The organism is Paraliobacillus ryukyuensis, from assembly GCF_003315295.1.
In the GTDB taxonomy this organism is placed as follows: domain Bacteria; phylum Bacillota; class Bacilli; order Bacillales; family Amphibacillaceae; genus Paraliobacillus; species Paraliobacillus ryukyuensis.
Window position 1 is genome coordinate 116,296 of sequence record NZ_QNRI01000001.1, and the last position, 14,903, is coordinate 131,198.

Genomic DNA, 14,903 nt, shown 5'->3' on the forward strand with positions numbered 1-14,903 from the left:
TAGGGGGCGTTAACTTTGGAACTGGCAGAAAAAGATGCAGTATTTAACATTTTTGATATGAATTTATGGTATGGCGACTTTCAGGCGCTTCATAATCTTCATTTCTCGATTAAAAAAAATGAAGTTACAGCTATCATCGGTCCTTCTGGTTGTGGAAAATCTACTTTTATTAAAACCTTAAACCTAATGATCAATATGGTACCAGGAGTTAAAATGTCTGGAGAAATCAAATATCAAGATAGGAATATTTTACAAGGTTCGGTTGATTTAGTGCAATTAAGAAAAGAAATAGGAATGATTTTCCAAAAGGGTAACCCTTTTCCTCAATCTATTTATAATAATGTAGCTTACGGACCAAGAATTCATGGGATAAAACAAAAGAAGAAATTGGATGAAATCGTTGAACAATCACTAAAAGATGTAGCATTATGGGAAGAAGTGAAGGATAGATTAGATAGTAATGCTATGGGTTTATCTGGTGGTCAACAGCAACGATTATGTATTGCTAGAGCTATTGCAACAAAACCAGATGTAATTCTAATGGATGAACCAACGTCTGCTTTAGACCCGATCTCTACATTAAAGGTTGAAAAATTAATCACAAAATTAAAAGAAGATTATACAATTGTCATTGTTACGCATAACATGCAACAAGCAGCTCGCGTTTCTGACAAAACGGCCTTTTTCTTAAATGGTGAGATTGTTGAATTTAGTGACACAGATAGTTTGTTCTCTAATCCGAGTGATAAGCGGACAGAAGAATATATAACAGGTAGATTCGGATAATATGAACGAACAAACTGAAGGAGGCGCGTAATGGTATCAAGACCACATTTTGAGTCAGAAATAGAAAAGATTAATGAAAAAGTAATCGCCCTTGCAGAAGGGGCGAAAAAGCAATTACAAGATTCAGTTAGAACATTGTATGATAAAGATATTTCAGCAGCCAAACACGTAATAAAAGCGGATGAAAAACTGGATAAAATGGATCTAGATATTAATGAATCGGTAATTCTCTTAATTGCTAGACAACAACCAGTTGCATCTGACTTGCGTAAATTAATTGTTGCATTAAGAACTTCTGCTGACCTAGAACGGATGGCAGACAACGCGAAAAATATTGCACGCGCAACAACACTTTTGGGTGATGACCATAACTTATTGATCCACCCTTCGATCCATGATATGCGTGATGTAGCACTTAGAATGATAGATTTAGCTATGGAAGCATATCGTCAAGAGGATATTTCACTTGCAAAAAAATTATCTGAATTAGATGATATAATTGATGGAATGTATTCCAATATGTTAAGAGAGTTATTAGAGGAAACCGCAACTGAACCACAAAAGATACAGTTAATTATGCAGTTAGCCTTTAGTGGTCGATATATCGAGCGTTTCGGTGATCATTTAACCAACATTGCAGAGAATATAATGTATTTAGTTAAAGGACACTTGCCGGATTTAAACGAATAATAAAAAGCACAAGGAGTGAGTAAGCGCTATGCTTTCCACTTTTCTTGTGCTTTTTTTAATCGTTCTGCCCTGTAATCGTAGCTGCAATTTCATCGATTGACATTTCACTTGTTAATTCAAATGTTCCTATTTGAATGCTGGTTGCATAATCATTTTTATTTAAAAACGAAATAAGCGCATTTTCATCTTCTATGATACTCGCATTGGCCAATACGCCAGCAATCTCTGAGATGGTCATCCCAGATTCGATGTGAAGTGAATAGATGCGAATTTCTTTAGGAGGAGTTTGCTGTTCCTCAGAAGGGCTTGTCTCCTCATTATCATTTTCTTGATCTTGATCTTTTTGTTTTTGATCGGCAGTATTTTCTTCTTCTGGTTGTTGCTCTGCAATACCTTCAACAGTATAACCTTGCGCTTCGAGTTCTTGTTTCATTTCTTCAGTAGATAAGGTACCGGTTTGGTTATCTTTTAGCTCTTTGTCATTATCTAGCATATAAAAAACACCCAATAGAACTGTTGCTGTTAATAAACCTAAGGCGAAAGAACGTAATATTTGTTTCATTAGTTAAAGCCTCTATCCTGTTTTGAAAATTGATTTACGAGTGTTTGCACATCGTATTCGCTTAAATTCGTTAACTTGGCTATTTCCGCGACTGTTTTTCCGGATTTAGCTAACTGTTGAATTTTTCTCATTGTAGGAGTTTGATTCGGATTCAGTAAATCGGCCGTACTTATTTCTTCTGTTAATAGTTCTTCTTCCAAGATTTTGATTTTTTTCTTCATTTGATAGGTATCTTGTAGCATTGTAATAGATAGCTGCTCAATTTGGTTTTCAATCTGCTTAAAACGGTCATTTGCAAAAAAGGATAAAATTAATAATATCATTCCAACAACAGCTAACCCAATTATCATGTATAGTAGCACTATGTTCCCTCCAATATGTTACACTCTAGTTATAACACAACCAGTTAGCAATGAACAATATGTAAAGAAAATTTTTAGCACCTTAATGTTAAGCGAGTACTTGAATTATAACAAGATATTTGATAATATAATTAAGTCTGTGATTTAAATTTTAAAATTGAAGATAGTTGAATAGTTTGGAGGGATAACGATGCGCGTAAATATTACACTTGCTTGTACAGAAACAGGCGATCGAAATTATATTACTACAAAAAATAAACGTAAACACCCTGAACGTTTGGAGCTAAAAAAATATTCTCCACGTTTAAAAAAACATACGCTTCACCGTGAAACAAAATAGTATCGTTCTAAAAACTCTTACCTCATGAATAGGTGAGAGTTTTTTTGAATTTTCTTATATTTGTTTGTAGAAGGGGAATCAGATGAAATGAGAGAGGAAAAACAACTTCTTAGACGACAGATGAAAGATAAGCTTAACCAGCTTACTCCTGATCAAAAACAAACCATTGAGCAGCGTTTATATGAAAAATTGTGGCATAATGACTCGTGGAAAGCTGCGAAATCAATTGGTATTACTATTTCACAGGGGTATGAATGGGACACTACTCCAATCATTAAAAAGGCATGGGAGCAAGGGAAACAAGTAGTTGTGCCAAAGTGCTTTCCGAAAGAAAAACAATTAGTATTTTATCAATTAAATGATTTTCAACAATTAGAAAGCGTGTATTATGGTTTATTAGAACCTAATCCTGAAACATCGGAAAAAGTCTTATCCAACCAAATTGATTTACTTCTCGTCCCAGGACTTGTTTTTGATAAAAATTTATACCGTATTGGTCATGGTGGTGGTTTTTATGACCGGTATTTAACAAGCTATGATGGAAAAACGATTTCTTTAATATGGCGAGAACAGTTAATTGAACATATTGCTACTAAACCGTATGATATTCCAGTTGATGACCTTTTAATCGATTCATAATTTTTTTTAGTTTGTGGAACGCTACCTATGTAAAGTTATTAAGAAAGGAAGAGATTATTATGCGTAATGTATGGTGGATGATGGCAGTAGCCATTGGTGGCATGTTCATTTTAAAAAAACGTTATAAGATCATTAACATGTTATTAGCGATAACAATGATTAGAAAGCTAATTGTAACAATTGGCATGCGTATCCCTTTGGTTCGCAATGAAATAATGTCTAATCTTTTACAACCTACAAAATAAAGAAAAGAGAGGAGGAAATGTTTTCATTGCATTTCCTTCTTTTACTGTAGAATAAAATGGTACAATAGGTAGGAGGGGGAGCAATATGCACATTGAAAATAGCTATTATTATTTTAGATTGTTGGATCACTTTATTAATCAAGAGGGTTTTGAATTAATTTATATACATACGAATCAATCAGAAATATGGTTACAAAGAAAAACACGCAAATATAATCAAGTGGTTCGAATAGCACAAGTGGGGTTTGATTGGAGAAATCAATTAGAGAATGACCACAAACGCACGATGATGAATAGTGAAAAACTTGCACGCCTATTTTTAGGTTCAACTATTACCTTATACAATATATATGTTGCTGAACATCCTCCGGTCGATACTTGGGAGTATTTAAAACAATCCCAAAAATTAAAACATAAAAAATTTAAGGAAATAAAAATGTTTTATTTAGACAAGGAAAATCGTGAAGAAGAATTAATTAGGTTGACTCAAGATTTAAACATTAAAGAGGTATCGATGAAGCAACCAGATGATGTATGGGAATTAGAAAAGCACACCCAACAATTACAAGCGAAACTTATCAGTACATATAATAGAAACCAAAGAGAAATGAAGCAAGTTTTTCAACATGCTAAGCCTTTTTTTACGTATGTGATATTAGTTCTTAATGTCCTAATGTTTATGTTGCTGGAGATAAAAGGTGGCAGTATGACGACAGAAGTTTTAATTGATTTTGGTGCAAAATACAACCCAGCAATGATAGACGGTGAATGGTGGCGAATTATTACTTCGATGTTCCTCCATATCGGGTTACTTCATTTATTAATGAACATGCTTGCACTTCATGTTGTAGGAAGCTTAGTAGAACGGATTTATGGTAATACAAGATTTGTAATAATATACTTTTTAGCTGGTATTGTTGGCGGTTTAACAAGTTTTGCATTCAGTCCACAAGTATCTGCAGGAGCTTCCGGAGCAATATTTGGGTTGTTTGGAGCATTACTATTTTTCGGTGTTAATCATCGTAGAATTTTCTTTCAAACGATGGGGTGGAACGTTATTGGTGTCATTATTTTTAATGTGATTTTTGGACTTGTGGTTCCAACCATTGATAATGGCGCCCATATCGGTGGATTAGCAGGAGGTTTTATTGCAGCTGCCATTGTCCATTTCCCTAAAAAGAAGCAGTGGTTACGTCAAGCAGGCGCTTTTATTGCCTTCCTACTTATATGTGTAGCTATCCTTTTTTATGGCTTGTTGAATCAATCGGTACAAGATGAAGCTAAACAGTATGACTTTCAACGACAATTACAACAGATGAATGAATTAGTAGACCAAGAAGGTTATCATACGATGATTGATACAGCTTCTCGCGCTTTACAACAAAAACCTAATGATTATCAAGCTGAATTTTTATTTTATCGTGCTTTTGCATACAGTCATATGGAGCAGTCAGAAAAAGCATTTGATGATCTCAAAAAAACAATTGAATTAGCTCCAAAGAAAATTCCTGAAGCCTATTATAATTTAGCTTTAATTTATCTGGAGCGGAATCAATTGACACAAGCGAAAACGACAATTGAAAAAGCCGTGGAATTGCGTCCAGAGGACCAATCGTTTAAAAAACTTCATGATGAGCTATTTGAAGCGTCATAATATTGAATCAATTGTTGTTTTTCACCGTTTTGATCTTGGTATAACACTTTAAGGTGTGTGCCATCCTTTGCAAACAATACTAATGGAATAAAACTATCTTTAATCGGATCTGCTTGATCAAAGGGAAGGATATAATTGGTATATAATCCTTCCCATAACTGGGCAATAACGCGTTTTGTGTCTTCAGCTGTTAAGGAAGGAATAGGTTTTGTTTCATACTGTGCTATAAATGTTAATGGAATATAATAGTAATCTTCTTTTTTTAGCTCAAAATGATCAATAAGTTTATTCCAATGCACAGATAACTGCTGAGTAGCTGCATGATCTAAAGCTTGTTTCCATTCTTGTTGGCTATGATCCTCTGGTGTCTGAAATGATTCTAGCGGACGATAAGCTGAATCAAATACATATAATTCATCACTTGATATTTTTTGTACACTTTTAATGATATCTTCCGGATAATGCACTTCGGCATGATGATACGTTATTGCTTGATAATGACTACTTCCTTCTCCATTAATAGATGCCTTTAAATCAATTGTATCTGTTTCTTCTTGCCATTTGCTTTGCATTCCTTTGAGACGTCCATCTACATATAAAAGACTTAGATCTTGTCTTAAGTAAACAGGGCGATCAACTACCGATTTAGTTTCCCATTCAATTTTATATTTATGTTGATTTGATTCTGTTAGAAAATTTAATGCTGTTTCGGCTTTAGTAAATGTGACCGACGAGTCAAATGGAAAGTACTTTATTGTTGTAACACTTTGTAAAGACTGTATGATAAAAAATAATAATCCTACTAGCAAAAATAAAATGATCATTAAATGATAACGCATGAAATCACCCTCAGTTTTTCATCATATATTTATCCATATGTCCAAGCTATCTTGTTTATGAGAGTATTATTTTTAAGGAGATGTAAAAGCTATGGTTAGTTAGATCGCAGATTATTTGTGAAGTAAAGGAGATCTATTCCATGGCAAAACAGAAAGTGAGTTCATCATTTAATAAAAATGTTTCTTTTTTGAATGATTATTTAGGAGTAGAAAAAAGTTTTGATGTGATTCAATTAGATTTGCATTATGCAGGACGAAACATGGCGATGTATTTAATTGACGGGTTTGCAAAAGACGATATTTTACATTATCTTATGCGTTTTTTAGCTGAGTTGCAACCAGCTCAGCTAGAACCAGATACGCTGATGCATCTGTTGAAAACATATATTCCTTATGTAGAGCTAGATACAGTCGATGATTTAAGTGTTGCAGGAGATACGGTTTTAGCTGGACCTACCGCCCTAGTGGTGGATGGGTTAGATAAGGTTATTATTATTGATGCGCGTACATATCCAGTAAGAGGCCCTCAAGAACCTGATTTAGAACGAGTGGTCCGAGGCTCTAGAGATGGTTATGTAGAGACGATTATCTTTAATACTGCCTTAACAAGAAGAAGGATACGTGATCGCTCCCTCCGTATGGAGTATATGAGTGTAGGCAGAAGATCAAAGTCAGATATATGTATATGTTATATCGAAGACATTGCGGATGACGGAAAAGTAAAAACCTTAAAAAAACATCTAAAGAAAATAGATACAGATGGATTACCAATGGCAGAAAAAACTATTGAAGAATTTTTAAGTGGGCGACATTGGAATCCATATCCGACCATTCGATATACGGAGAGGCCAGATACCGCTGCTGCACATCTTTATGAAGGACATATTATTCTTATTATCGATGGTTCACCTAGTGTGATGATATTACCTTCGACTTTTTGGCATCATCTACAGCATGCCGAGGAATACAGACAAAAGCCTTTAGTTGGAGCATATTTGCGTATGGTAAGGTTCATTGCGGTTATCGCGTCCATCTTCCTCTTACCATTCTATTTTTTAATCTCGTCAACACCTGCCATTTTACCAGATTCTTTAATATTTTTGGGCGTAGAAGAAGTAGGTTTAATCCCTTTATTAATACAGTTTTTAATTGCTGAGATCGGAATTGATATGCTTCGAATGGCAGCCATACATACACCAACAGCACTTGCAACAGCCTTAGGACTAGTAGCTGCTATTATGATTGGTCAAGTTGCTGTGGAAGTAGGTTTGTTCTCAAATGAAGTAGTGTTATATCTAGCCATTGCCGCCATGGGAACATTTGCAACTCCTAGTTATGAATTAAGTCTTGCTAATCGGTTAACTCGTCTAGCATTACTTTGCTTCACAGCTATTTTCGGTGTGAAAGGATATGTGATAGGTGTAACGGCATGGTTGGTTTATCTAATTCGCATGAATACATTCAAAACAGGTTATCTTTGGCCATTTATTCCGTTTTCAGCAAAAGCTTTTGTTGATGTTATCATTCGCACACCAATCCCATTAAAAACGAGAAGGCCCAATTTCTTAGATCCCAAAGATCCAGATCGCTAATTTTAGCGATCTTTTTTTATTTATTGAGATTTAGTTTGGATCTACAGTTTTAAATCATTTGCAAAATAATAAGTTCGATTTTTTGTAATTAATTTTTTGTTAATTTTTTGTTATAATGAAATAGGTGATATAATGAAAACGGTTTATGACGTACAACAGTTATTAAAGAGATTTGGAACGATTATCTATATTGGTGATCGTTTAGCAGATTTAGAAATGATGGAAATGGAAGTTAGAGAACTATATCAAGCACAGTGTATACCAACAAACGATTATCAGATGGCAATATTATTGTTAAGACAAGAAAAATCGCAATTGTTGCATGGGGGAGGAGAATAAAATGAATAGAAAATTAATTGGTGTGGATATAGGTGGAACAACAATTAAGATAGGTATTATCACATATGAAGGTGAATTGTTACATAAATGGGAGATACCGACAGATAAACGCAACAGTGCCAACCACATACCTGAGGATATTTGGAATTCTATACAAGATAAATTAACGGAGCAACATATTGAGCGAACTTCGATTGTTGGCATTGGTGTAGGTGCACCAGGATTCGTTGATACATCCACAGGAAATGTTTCCGTTGCTGTTAATATTGGATGGCGGAATTTCGATTTGGGACAAGCGATTCATGAATTATCAAAATTACCTGTTTATGTAGACAACGATGCCAATATTGCTGCAGTTGGGGAGAATTGGAAAGGGTCTGGGAATCTAGCAGAAAATATTATTGCGATCACACTTGGCACTGGAGTAGGCGGGGGCATCATAGCAAATGGACATGTTATAAACGGTACGAATGGTACAGCAGGTGAGATTGGTCATATCACAGTTGAACCAGAAGGTGGAGCTCCTTGTAATTGTGGGAGAACTGGCTGTTTAGAAACAGTTACATCAGCTACAGGAATTGCACGTCAAGCAAAAGAAGCGGTCGACGCTGGAAAAGATACACGCCTGAAACAAAGATTAGAAAGAAATCAATTATTAACGGCAAAAGATGTTTTTGATTTAGCAAAAGAAGGGGATAACGTATCGCAATCGATTGTGGCTCACGTTACCGATACATTAGGGTATGCTATTGCAAATGTAGCTACAGTGATTAATCCATCAAAGATTGTAATCGGTGGTGGCGTTTCAAAAGCAGGAGAAGATTTATTAAGACCACTTCGTTATGCATTTGAAAAATATGCATTACCTCGAATTAACGAAGGTTGTGAATTTGTTATTGCTGCATTAGAAAATGATGCTGGTATTTACGGTGGTGCGTATTTAGTAAAACAAAACCATTCGTAAAATACTTAGGTATAAATGACTATTTTTCTGTTGAAATGTTACTATTAGCAAACTAATTACAATTTTCCCCTGTTAAGGGGGTTTATTTTTTTGGCTTTTTTTAATAAAATAGGTTAATATTAAATTAACGTAAAAAAAGTTGAAACTTTTTTTACGTTTCTTACGTCGTATTATATGAGACTATTTAGTTTGTGACTAATTAACACAACATGGATTAAACAAACATAAATTAAACGTACATTGAACATTATGTTTCTAGGAGGACGAAGTTGGTATGTTTTATCAAAACAGAAAGATACCTTTATACGTAATAGCAAGTCTTTTATTTGGACTAAAAACGTATATTGTCTATCGATTCATTTTTAATATTGAATTAGACAATGCAATGCAAGAGATTATATTATTTATTAACCCGTTTGTTTCCGCATTTTTAGTATTTGCGCTTAGTATATGGTTTAAAGAAAAACGGCAATTGAAATTCACTCGATATGCTATGTTAATAGGATCTTTAATTTTGTATTTTAATCTAGTATTCTATCGGAATTTCACAGATTTCTTGACCATCCCGGTATTGTTCCAGGGAAGTAATGCTGCAGACTTGGGATCAAGTGTGATGGCTTTAATTCACATTCCAGATATTTTGTTATTTTTAGATGTAGCAATTGTTTGGTATTTAAGTAAAAAATATGGCACAGCTTTGTCAGTTTCTTATCATAAACGCAATAAAGTTCTAGCATTTAGCTTGTCCATTGCTTTCTTAATGGGTAACTACATTCTTGCAGAAATTGAACGACCTCAATTATTGCAACGTACCTTTGATAGAGAGTATCTTGTGAAAAATATTGGGATATTTAACTATCATATCTATGATATTGTGCAACAATCTAAATCAAAAGCGCAGCGTGTGTTCGCAGATGGAAATGAACTAGCTGAAATAGAAGATTACATTAATAACAATACAACGGATAACAGCAAATCAGATATGTTTGGCATTGCTAAAGATAAAAATGTTATTTTTATCTCATTAGAATCAATGCAAAGTTTTGTTATTAATAACACATTACATGGTGAAGAAATTACACCTTTCTTAAATGACTTAGTAGAAGATAGTTATTATTTTGAGAACTTTTATCACCAAACAGAACAAGGTAAAACGTCAGATTCAGAGTTTTTAGTAGAGACAGGCTTGTATCCATTACCTAGTGGTGCTGTTTTCTTTACACATGGTCAAAATGAATACAACTCTACAACTGAGATATTAAAAAATAACGGCTACACATCTAACGTATTCCATGCAAACAACAAAAGCTTTTGGAATAGGGATGTTATGTATGATAATCTAGGAATAGATAAGTTTTATGACGTTGAATCTTACGATGTAAATGATGAAAATTCAGTTGGTTGGGGACTAAAAGATAAACCGTTCTTTGACCAGTCGATTAAATATTTAGAGGATTTACCAGAACCTTATTATTCACGTTTTATAACGTTGACCAATCATTATCCGTTTGATTTGGATCCAGAAGACGCAACTATTGACAAATTTGATTCAAATTCGAAGACATTAAATCAATATTTCCAAACGGTTCGTTACACAGATGAAGCAATTAAAGAATTTTTCTCTGATTTAAAAGCTTCGGGAGAATATGAAGATTCAATAATCGTATTAATGGGTGACCACTACGGAATCAGTGATTTTCACGATAAGGCAATGGCTCAGTATTTAGATAAAGAAGAAATCACACCGTATGATCACATCCAATTACAACGTGTTCCATTTATTATCCATATCCCTGGTCAAGATGGTAAGGTGATGTCAGAGGTGGCTGGGCAAATTGATGTAAAACCAACATTAACGCATTTGCTTGGAATTGATGATAGCGATGATTTAAGTTTTGGAACCGATTTGTTTGGTGAAAATCGTAAAGGCTATATTGCATTACGCGACGGTAGTTTTATTAGTAACGATTATATTTATACAAAAGATCAGTGTTTCAATCGTTCAACTGGTGAATTAATAGCGGCTGAAACAGAAGGAATTACAGATGATGAACATACTAAGCAAGAAAATGCTTGTCAGCCTATAGAAGAAAAAGTAGCAAAAGAACTTTCATACTCTGATCAGATCATTTATGGAGACCTATTTAGATTCCACGATTTCAAAAATGAAAATGAAGAGACAAATGAAAGTAAGAATGAAAGTGAATAGTATATGAAAAAGAGGATCGATTGTAAATCGATCCTCTTTTTATATAGCGTTCATATAGGAAGTAGTTCAGGCTCTATACTAAATGTGGTGTTATCCCTTGATTTATCAAAGGTTCCATCGAAGCAAAAAAAACACAGTCAATGCCCTCTCTTTTGTTCCCCTAAAGCAGAGGTAATATGTGAGACTCCTGCGGGAACAGCAAATGTTTTCGATGGGACGAGTAATCGCAGTCTCACGTGTCCGAAGATCCACTTGGTTAAGCGGCTAGAAGTTAGACGAAAACCGTCACGTCCTGTGACAACGTCTAACTGACCCACGTCCTGTGTGCCCGAGGCCGTGCCCGAGGAAAGCGAGTATATTTTCCATGCGATTCAGGTGCAAGTATGATTAATAATGTAAGTGTAATAAAAGAGATGGTGGAGTGAATATGACACCACCACATTTGACAGAGAACCGTAGTTCATTGGAGAGGGTATGAGAAATACTATAGTGTAATTGTAAAAAATTAAAAATCAACATACTTTCAATAACTCACCATCCGAACGAAAGGGTTATTATACCATGTTGAACTAGATCCATTATGAAAAGCAGTGATGATTAAAAATTTTGATGGCTTATGAAGCTAAAGGAAACGTATTAAAATTGTGAATATAAAAAAACTTCACATGTGGAAGTTCTTTTTTTATAGCTAATTAATGTACAAGTAGCTAACTAAGAATGGATGTTACTACTGTGGTGATGGAAAAGAAACCAAAAATAATTGCAGATGATCCTGTTACAATGGCCGCAGAAATATTTTTTGACTTAATTTCTCGACATACAGCTAAACTAGATAAACTTGTAATAATAATTAATATGATTGCTAATGCCATTTTTCTTCCTCACTTTCCATTTTATTTATTATGAACTAATCTAAATTTATATATTGATCGTTAATACACAAGGTAATTAACGGTTAAATTGGTGAATTTGCTAATTATCTTTTCACATTTTAAAATAATATATATACTTTGTCGAGTACTATTTCGAAACTTTTTGAAAAGGGTGAACAAACAGTGAACATTAAAGGTTTATCATTAGGAGATTTAGGAACCAATGGGTACATTATATTTAAAAATAACAAAGCACTTATGATTGACCCAGGTGGAGATGCAGAACGTCTAATATACTATCTAAAACAAAATGACTTACAGATCATCGCGATTTTATTAACACATGCACATTTTGATCATATAGGCGCATTAGACGATGTGAGGGATAAGTATCATGCACCAGTTTATTTACATGATAGTGAAGCAAACTGGTTAGCTGACCCGTCGCTAAATGGCTCTAGTATATTTCCAGTTTCAGAAGTACGCTGCAAACCAGTAGATTACTACTTACAGCCAGGTAATATGGTCATTGATTCATTTGAATTTAATGTTATTCACACTCCTGGTCATTCACCTGGAGGAATAAGCTTTGTGTTCGATTCCGAAAAGTTTGTTGTTTCTGGAGATTGTTTATTTCAAAATGGAATAGGCAGAACGGACTTGCCTGGCGGGAATCAGCAGGAATTAATGAATTCCATTAAGCAAAAACTACTTCAATTACCAGAAGACTATACGGTATATCCAGGTCACGGTCCAAAAACTACAATTAAGAGAGAAAAGCAAATGAATCCTTTTCTCTAACATCTTATGGGCACAAAAAAACGGAGCTATTTTAAACTGTTCCGTTTTTTACTGGGCTAGTTGGATTCGAACCAACGGAATCACGGAATCAAAATCCGCTGCCTTACCGCTTGGCTATAGCCCAATTATACAAATAGCCTGTGTAAGAACCATCATGTTATGCATTATTTATCATTCATTTCTATTTGTTTATTCCAATATTTAGTATAACCTCTGGTTGTTACCGTCTCAATTCTAACTTGTAAAACTTCTGAATCATGCGTTTGATATTGGACTGTTGCGGAACCATTCGGAAACTCATAAGCGATATCTTTAAATGGAAGTTTAATTTTTTGATGCCTAATTTCATCGAACAGTTTACCTGACGTCATTTGCCGTAGTGTTTCCAATTTAATTTGTTCGAGCTGATTATTCGTCATTTGCTTACTATTCTCATAGAGCGTGACACTAGTTAATACACATAACAGAAGCATTATTGCGATAAAACAGATATATGGAAAAATAAATCCTCGTTGTTTGACATGCTTAGTCAAATGTAAATTTCTTAGCAAATCGATCACCTTCTTTTAAACGGATTAATACTTGTATCCCAGTTTTTGTTGGTTTGACAGTAAAATTAGTGATATCTCTGATTAATATTTCTTGACCTTTTCGATTCACTTGTCGACGAATGCTTGAACCATATAAAGAAACCGAAATATTTTCGTCATTTGGACTAATAAAGTGAATCGAATTGCTTGTATGATAATCATAACTGTTAGCTTGGATTTCATCATTTAAGAAATGAAAAAACTGTCGAGCAGAGTAAGTATCGGTAAAATGACGTTGGTCTAAGAGCTTATAAAACGTGGGGATAAAAAGTAAAATCGATCTTATAACCATTAAAGAAATAAAGACTTGAACGAGGGAAAACCCATTTTCATTCTTTTGGATAGTAGTACAGACAGACGCTTTCTTTATTATTTTTACCATTGGACCATTGCGCACATCCTTTCCATAGCGGTTCTTCAAAAGTATAAGTAAACTCAACAAAGGTGTGATTAATCTCTGTTGTAGACGATTGAAATGATTGATTTAATAGTTGATCATGTAAAAGAGACTGTATCTCTACACGATTTTGTAATAGTGAATGTTCAGTGGATAATTGATAAAAAACAGGAACAATTGTAAAAGCGATCATCATAATGATACTAAACGTAACGATCAATTCAGATAATATAAATCCGTTTTGTTTATTTTTCGCGTACATAACATCTACCTTTTCCAAAAGGAAATACAATTTCCCTTGTTTTATCTGCGATAACAATTTGGAATCTCCCAGGCTTTTTGATCGTCCCATTTTTAGAGAAAGAAAGAGGAATTTTAAGTGAATAAAGGTTTATATTCCATTTTTTGGGGATTTTCCTGGAAATTATTAGTTCTCCTAAACCGCCTTTCCGTATTTCATAAACATTTGAAGTTGGATTAATTGTGAGATAAAGATTTTTATTGCTAATAATTGTATCTTGTTGCATACGTAATATATCATTACTAAAAATTTGATACCATTGATTAAATTGATATTGTTGATATGTCTTTATATGGATTGTACCACCTATAAATAAAATGATCGTCAAAATACTCAAAACAATCAATAACTCAACTAAACTAAATCCATGTTGTTTATTCATTCCTTTTCGCCACGATTTCTAGTTCATGCGTACTTGTATCACTAAATACAATTCGTTTGGTTTGATTTGAACATTGATCGGACTTAATATATGATTCTTGAACTAATGTGTTTACAGTATCTGGATATCTTCCGGTATCAACCACGTAAGTTTGCATCTGATTTTCAATCATTTGTTTTAAAGCATCACAACCTTTTGTTTGTATCTCACTATTTTTCTTAGCAATATTAGGAATAAGTAAAATTAATAGTGTAGCAATAATTGTTAAAACGATTAACATCTCTATTAGTGTGAATCCCTTTTGGTCTCTCAACTCTTCCAGCTCCTTTAATTAATAAA

Annotated in this window: 20 protein-coding genes and 1 tRNA gene; 11 read left to right on the top strand and 10 right to left on the bottom strand. The window is 34.0% G+C overall.

What is annotated here, in order from left to right; all coding sequences use genetic code 11:
• Positions 1 to 15 precede the first annotated feature (15 nt).
• Together pstB and phoU are read left to right on the top strand one after the other, a co-directional pair.
• Entirely contained in the window at positions 16 to 786 is a 771-nt protein-coding gene (gene pstB, locus DES48_RS00625; RefSeq protein WP_256860462.1) for a phosphate ABC transporter ATP-binding protein PstB, read from the top strand.
• A 30-nt stretch (positions 787 to 816) separates the two neighbouring features.
• On the top strand, positions 817 to 1,476 hold the full coding sequence (phoU, locus tag DES48_RS00630; protein WP_079708496.1) for a phosphate signaling complex protein PhoU: 660 nt from the start codon (positions 817 to 819) through the stop codon (positions 1,474 to 1,476).
• Positions 1,477 to 1,531: 55 nt separating this feature from the next.
• Here the strand turns inward: phoU and DES48_RS00635 are convergent, their stop codons facing one another.
• Complete coding sequence (locus tag DES48_RS00635) at positions 1,532 to 2,038, bottom strand: hypothetical protein (RefSeq protein ID WP_113866021.1); 507 nt, start codon at positions 2,036 to 2,038, stop codon at positions 1,532 to 1,534.
• Positions 2,038 to 2,400: a hypothetical protein gene (locus tag DES48_RS00640; protein ID WP_245911248.1), complete on the bottom strand. Its 363-nt coding sequence runs from the start codon at positions 2,398 to 2,400 to the stop codon at positions 2,038 to 2,040. The genes DES48_RS00635 and DES48_RS00640 overlap by 1 nt, the downstream gene beginning before the upstream one ends.
• Before the next feature lie 190 nt (positions 2,401 to 2,590).
• Here DES48_RS00640 and rpmG point away from each other — a divergent pair, with 190 nt between their 5' ends.
• The 4 genes from rpmG (at position 2,591) to DES48_RS00660 (ending at position 5,278) form a co-directional block, all read left to right on the top strand.
• Entirely contained in the window at positions 2,591 to 2,740 is a 150-nt protein-coding gene (gene rpmG, locus DES48_RS00645; RefSeq protein ID WP_079708498.1) for a 50S ribosomal protein L33, read from the top strand.
• 87 nt (positions 2,741 to 2,827) lie between these two features.
• Complete coding sequence (locus DES48_RS00650) at positions 2,828 to 3,379, top strand: 5-formyltetrahydrofolate cyclo-ligase (protein ID WP_113866023.1); 552 nt, start codon at positions 2,828 to 2,830, stop codon at positions 3,377 to 3,379.
• A gap of 59 nt (positions 3,380 to 3,438) precedes the next feature.
• Complete coding sequence (locus DES48_RS00655) at positions 3,439 to 3,624, top strand: hypothetical protein (protein ID WP_079708500.1); 186 nt, start codon at positions 3,439 to 3,441, stop codon at positions 3,622 to 3,624.
• Positions 3,625 to 3,709: 85 nt separating this feature from the next.
• On the top strand, positions 3,710 to 5,278 hold the full coding sequence (locus tag DES48_RS00660) for a rhomboid family intramembrane serine protease (RefSeq protein WP_113866025.1): 1,569 nt from the start codon (positions 3,710 to 3,712) through the stop codon (positions 5,276 to 5,278).
• On the opposite strand, the gene DES48_RS00665 is transcribed toward DES48_RS00660, so the two are convergent.
• Positions 5,251 to 6,117, bottom strand: a complete 867-nt coding sequence (locus tag DES48_RS00665) for a hypothetical protein (RefSeq protein WP_113866027.1) — start codon at positions 6,115 to 6,117, stop codon at positions 5,251 to 5,253. The genes DES48_RS00660 and DES48_RS00665 overlap by 28 nt on opposite strands.
• 140 nt (positions 6,118 to 6,257) lie before the next feature.
• On the opposite strand from DES48_RS00665, the gene DES48_RS00670 reads away from it, so the two are divergent.
• The 4 genes from DES48_RS00670 (at position 6,258) to DES48_RS00685 (ending at position 11,221) form a co-directional block, all read left to right on the top strand.
• Positions 6,258 to 7,709, top strand: coding sequence for a spore germination protein (locus DES48_RS00670; protein WP_113866029.1), 1,452 nt, complete (start codon positions 6,258 to 6,260; stop codon positions 7,707 to 7,709).
• Positions 7,710 to 7,841: 132 nt separating this feature from the next.
• Positions 7,842 to 8,048 carry a YqgQ family protein gene (locus DES48_RS00675; RefSeq protein ID WP_079708504.1) on the top strand — a complete coding sequence of 69 codons (207 nt, stop codon included), beginning with the start codon at positions 7,842 to 7,844 and terminating at the stop codon, positions 8,046 to 8,048.
• A 1-nt stretch (position 8,049) separates the two neighbouring features.
• Positions 8,050 to 9,012 (top strand): ROK family glucokinase, encoded by a 963-nt coding sequence (locus DES48_RS00680; RefSeq protein WP_113866031.1) that lies wholly within the window; start codon positions 8,050 to 8,052, stop codon positions 9,010 to 9,012.
• A gap of 274 nt (positions 9,013 to 9,286) precedes the next feature.
• Entirely contained in the window at positions 9,287 to 11,221 is a 1,935-nt protein-coding gene (locus DES48_RS00685; RefSeq protein ID WP_113866033.1) for an LTA synthase family protein, read from the top strand.
• A gap of 707 nt (positions 11,222 to 11,928) precedes the next feature.
• Here DES48_RS00685 and DES48_RS00690 read toward each other — a convergent pair.
• Positions 11,929 to 12,093, bottom strand: a complete 165-nt coding sequence (locus DES48_RS00690; RefSeq protein WP_079708507.1) for a DUF2759 family protein — start codon at positions 12,091 to 12,093, stop codon at positions 11,929 to 11,931.
• Between the two features lie 183 nt (positions 12,094 to 12,276).
• On the opposite strand from DES48_RS00690, the gene DES48_RS00695 reads away from it, so the two are divergent.
• The gene (locus DES48_RS00695) at positions 12,277 to 12,894 is read left to right on the top strand and encodes an MBL fold metallo-hydrolase (protein ID WP_113866035.1); all 618 of its coding nucleotides are present in this window, start codon (positions 12,277 to 12,279) and stop codon (positions 12,892 to 12,894) included.
• A gap of 51 nt (positions 12,895 to 12,945) precedes the next feature.
• Here DES48_RS00695 and DES48_RS00700 read toward each other — a convergent pair.
• From DES48_RS00700 to comGC, 6 genes are all read right to left on the bottom strand, one after another.
• A tRNA-Gln gene (locus DES48_RS00700) sits at positions 12,946 to 13,018 on the bottom strand.
• Between the two features lie 40 nt (positions 13,019 to 13,058).
• Positions 13,059 to 13,445: a hypothetical protein gene (locus DES48_RS00705; protein ID WP_113866037.1), complete on the bottom strand. Its 387-nt coding sequence runs from the start codon at positions 13,443 to 13,445 to the stop codon at positions 13,059 to 13,061.
• Positions 13,420 to 13,866 (bottom strand): competence type IV pilus minor pilin ComGF, encoded by a 447-nt coding sequence (locus tag DES48_RS00710; RefSeq protein ID WP_113866039.1) that lies wholly within the window; start codon positions 13,864 to 13,866, stop codon positions 13,420 to 13,422. Before DES48_RS00710 ends, DES48_RS00705 begins: the two co-directional genes overlap by 26 nt.
• On the bottom strand, positions 13,814 to 14,143 hold the full coding sequence (locus DES48_RS00715) for a type II secretion system protein (protein WP_113866041.1): 330 nt from the start codon (positions 14,141 to 14,143) through the stop codon (positions 13,814 to 13,816). Before DES48_RS00715 ends, DES48_RS00710 begins: the two co-directional genes overlap by 53 nt.
• Positions 14,127 to 14,564: a competence type IV pilus minor pilin ComGD gene (comGD, locus tag DES48_RS00720; protein ID WP_113866043.1), complete on the bottom strand. Its 438-nt coding sequence runs from the start codon at positions 14,562 to 14,564 to the stop codon at positions 14,127 to 14,129. Before comGD ends, DES48_RS00715 begins: the two co-directional genes overlap by 17 nt.
• Positions 14,557 to 14,877 (bottom strand): competence type IV pilus major pilin ComGC, encoded by a 321-nt coding sequence (gene comGC, locus DES48_RS00725; protein WP_113866045.1) that lies wholly within the window; start codon positions 14,875 to 14,877, stop codon positions 14,557 to 14,559. The genes comGD and comGC overlap by 8 nt, the downstream gene beginning before the upstream one ends.
• Positions 14,878 to 14,903 lie beyond the last annotated feature (26 nt).